Below are 2,918 nucleotides of genomic sequence, written 5' to 3'. Positions count from 1 at the left end.
GTCGGGGCTGAAGCCCCGACGCCCTTCCGGTACGCCTGATCGCGATCGTCAGGCGGCGATGTGCGAGACGAGGAACCAGCGGTCCTTGTCGAGGCCGCGCTTGATCTCGATGGCTACGTCCTGGCTGGTGAGGTCGACCTCGTCGAGGCCGTCGATGGCCGCCTGGGCGTCGGCGAGGATCGCGTCGATGTCGGAGATCACCGCGCGGATGAGCTCGTCGGACTGGGTGAAGCCGGCCGGGACCGCGGTGCTGGCGGACTTCTCGGCGACGGCGCTCACGCGGGCGTCGATCGGCAGACCCAGGGCGACGATGCGCTCAGCGGCGGTGTCGGCGAACTCGCCGGCGTGATCGACGATGGTGTCCAGCAGCTCGTGGACGCCGACGAAGTTCGCGCCGCGGACGTGCCAGTGCGCCTGCTTGCCGTTGACGGTCAGAGCCTGAAGCCCCAGCACGAGGGGCGAGAGGAACTGAGCCGCGGCGGCGGCGACGGTCGGGTCGCTGGCGGTGGTGGAAACGGTCTGTGCCTTGCTCATGATGATCCTCCGAAGTAGTCGATCTCGTACCTGTTGATGACAACGCTACTCACTCCAGAGCATTCCGCAAGCAAGCGAAGGCTCCGCTTAGTGGGCCGGAAAACCGCGGAAATACGCGGGAGTGAGGGTAGTCTCGCCTCATGACCATTGCTGCTGGAGCATCCGTCCTGTCCCTCCCCGGTCGCGTGCCGTCCCTCGCCGACGGCACCTTCGTCGCCGACGGCGCGCGGGTCGTCGGCGACGTGCGGATGGAGCCCGGATCGAGCGTCTGGTACAACGCCGTCGTGCGCGGCGACTCGGCCGGCATCGTGATCGGCGCCGGCAGCAACGTGCAGGACAACGTCTCCGTCCACGTCGACGCCGCGCACCCGGTGGTCATCGGGCAGAAGGTCTCGATCGGACACAACGCCGTCGTCCACGGATGCACGATCGGCGACGGCTCGCTGATCGGGATGGGAGCGGTCGTGCTCAGCGGCGCGGTGATCGGCGAAGGCTGCCTCGTCGCCGGTGGTGCGGTCATCCTCGGCGGCACCGAGATCCCGGCCGGATCCCTCGTCGCGGGGGTGCCGGCGAAGGTCCGCCGCCCGCTCAGCGACGAGGAGCGCGCTGGCCTCATCGCGAACGCCGACATCTACCTCGGGCATCTGCAGACGCACGCGCAGGCTGAGGCGGTCTGAGCGCTCGCGCCCGGTAGGCTGGTGACGCAGTGAGGGGCGGTGGCCAAGCTGGTTAAGGCAGTGGGCTCATAACCCAACGATCGCGGGTTCAAGTCCCGCCCGCCCCACAACATTTCACCTCTGGAACAGCAGGATTCTGCGGTTTTAGGAGGTATGACAGGTGCACGGAAGTGAGCACGGCAACGGCCGGGTGTCCGCTTATTGGCCGAGTATTGGGGTTTCCCGCCTCCACCTGGACCGTGTGTACGGGCGAGCACGGAACGAACCTCCGCTAGGTGCGAGTACGCGCACAAGGCGTGAGGTGGCCGCGCATGTGGGCGACATGACCGACATCGTCGTGACCCAGCTGATGACCACCGAGCAGCTCGCGGAGTACCTGCAGATTCCCGTTCGCACGCTTGAGGACTGGCGTAGCCCGCGGAACAACAAGGGCCCGACACCCATCCATCTGGGCAAGCGGGTCCGCTACAGACTCGCCACGGTAGACGCGTGGCTTGTGAGCCTGGAGGCGGACGCTTCATCTAAGGACGCGGCTTGATGGCAGGCCGCCCAAAACTGAAGGTAGGCGAGATCGGACAGATCTCGTTTCGGTCCACATCGACTGGGCTGGTGACCGGACGAGCTCGAACGTGTGACGCCGGCGGAGTCACGCGCCGGCTATCCGCGACAGGACCCGATGCGAAGTCGGTCGAAGACGATCTTCGAGCTTCCGCTGCCAGGCTGTCCTTGACCCCTCAGCCCATGACACGGCACACGACGATGGCGACGGTGCTCGACATGTGGATCGCGGATCGGACAGGGGAAGTCCGTCCGCAGTCGCTACGTATCTATCGAGACACCGTTCGATGGCTATCACCGCTGATCGGAGGCCTCACGCTCGAGGACATGAGCGCGTCACGAATCAAGGTCTTGCTCGCCACCGTTGAACAGGACCGATCCCTTGCAGCGGTGCACGCCGTGCGCGTTGCGCTGAATGGGGCACTTGGCATCGCGGTGGAGCTCGATGCGATCCAGCACAATCCGATACGCAGTCTTCGTCGCCGCAAGCCCGTCCGTCGCATTCCCAAGGCGCTCAACGTGGCTCAGGTCAACGTCCTTCGCGAAGTGATCCTGGAGCGAGAGCAGGGGGCCGCTCGGCACGGCGGAGCTGGTGCGCCGATGCTGCGATGGGTTGTGGAGGTGATGCTGGGCTCCGGACTCCAGATCTCCGAGGTGTTGGCGTTGAGGAATACAGACGTCGATCTGGACCGTGGAACCATCTCGGTCACAGGCACGATCGCCGAAGACGATCACTGGGTGCTCTTCCGCCAGGAGGAACTGAAGTCGCGGGATCAGGCGCGCACGATCACGCTCCCGCGGTACGCGGTCCGTGTCCTCCAGGAAGCACGGTCCGCGCAGAACAACATCACGAGCCGTCTTCCCCTGTCACCAGCAATTCCCGGACGGCGAGGGAATGTCGTCTACCCTCGCGGGATAAGGCGGGCGCTCTGCGTCCTCCGGGAACACCCGCGCATGGTGAACGAGCTCGCGTCGACTGGACTGGGACCCGAAGATCTGAAGCCGCATATCTTGCGGCGCACGGGGTGGCGTCCCGGGTGGTGGTGTGGTTTCCCGGGTTCTGAGCGTCGGATTGTCGATGTGAGGAGCCATCGTGGGATGGTCAGTGAGAACCGATCAAAGCTACTCACGAAGGACACAAACCACGAT

At 65.5% G+C, this 2,918-nt stretch carries 4 protein-coding genes and 1 tRNA gene; 4 read left to right on the top strand and 1 reads right to left on the bottom strand.

Annotated features, from left to right (window positions below; translation table 11 throughout):
* Positions 1 to 48 precede the first annotated feature (48 nt).
* Positions 49 to 534: a Dps family protein gene (locus QM568_RS06895; protein WP_415137165.1), complete on the bottom strand. Its 486-nt coding sequence runs from the start codon at positions 532 to 534 to the stop codon at positions 49 to 51.
* Positions 535 to 674: 140 nt separating this feature from the next.
* On the opposite strand from QM568_RS06895, the gene QM568_RS06890 reads away from it, so the two are divergent.
* The 4 genes from QM568_RS06890 to xerC form a co-directional block, all read left to right on the top strand.
* Positions 675 to 1,211 (top strand): gamma carbonic anhydrase family protein, encoded by a 537-nt coding sequence (locus QM568_RS06890; protein WP_415137163.1) that lies wholly within the window; start codon positions 675 to 677, stop codon positions 1,209 to 1,211.
* Positions 1,212 to 1,244: 33 nt separating this feature from the next.
* Positions 1,245 to 1,318: transfer RNA gene (locus QM568_RS06885), tRNA-Ile, on the top strand.
* A gap of 215 nt (positions 1,319 to 1,533) precedes the next feature.
* On the top strand, positions 1,534 to 1,749 hold the full coding sequence (locus QM568_RS06880) for a helix-turn-helix transcriptional regulator (protein WP_415137161.1): 216 nt from the start codon (positions 1,534 to 1,536) through the stop codon (positions 1,747 to 1,749).
* A 221-nt stretch (positions 1,750 to 1,970) separates the two neighbouring features.
* The coding region (gene xerC, locus QM568_RS06875; protein ID WP_415137159.1) for a site-specific integrase at positions 1,971 to 2,918 on the top strand (948 nt) is incomplete at its 3' end.

Origin of the sequence: Microbacterium sp. (assembly GCF_047607465.1) — a bacterium.
Classification (GTDB): Bacteria; Actinomycetota; Actinomycetes; order Actinomycetales; family Microbacteriaceae; genus Microbacterium.
This window is presented reverse-complemented; position numbering and strand designations above follow the sequence as displayed.

Coding starts and splice junctions, on each gene's coding strand:
- QM568_RS06895 (WP_415137165.1), bottom strand. CDS start 534: ATGAGCAAGGCACAGACCGTTTCCACCACCGCCAGCGACCCGACCGTC.
- QM568_RS06880 (WP_415137161.1), top strand. CDS start 1,534: ATGACCGACATCGTCGTGACCCAGCTGATGACCACCGAGCAGCTCGCG.
- QM568_RS06890 (WP_415137163.1), top strand. CDS start 675: ATGACCATTGCTGCTGGAGCATCCGTCCTGTCCCTCCCCGGTCGCGTG.